Here is a 285-nt window from a genome sequence, read left to right as displayed (position 1 = left end):
TATCTTAGCTTACTTAGCTACGGCTGGTTTTGGGGTACTTCTCAATATTCCGCGTCGCGCCGTTAACCTCAGTGGTTGGGTCGGTGCTGCTGGCTGGTTTACGAATGAGGTCCTCTATCACATCCTGCCATTAGGAATCGACGCCAAACTTGCGATTGGTAACCTCGTCGCAGCTATCGTGATTGGCGTCGCTAGCGGTATGGCCGCACGCTACAAACGAATGCCGATGATCATCTTGAATATCCCAAGTCTGGTCCCACTGGGTCCTGGTGGCCAGTCTTATCG

1 protein-coding gene is annotated in these 285 nt (G+C 52.6%); it reads left to right on the top strand.

Annotated elements, in window-relative coordinates; translation table 11 throughout:
- Position 1 precedes the first annotated feature (1 nt).
- A partial coding sequence (locus MZO41_RS16635) for a threonine/serine exporter family protein (RefSeq protein WP_252129722.1) occupies positions 2-285 on the top strand: 284 nt, incomplete at its 3' end.

The organism is Lactiplantibacillus sp. C232, assembly GCF_023806725.1.
Taxonomy (GTDB): domain Bacteria; phylum Bacillota; class Bacilli; order Lactobacillales; family Lactobacillaceae; genus Lactiplantibacillus; species Lactiplantibacillus plantarum.
This window is presented reverse-complemented; position numbering and strand designations above follow the sequence as displayed.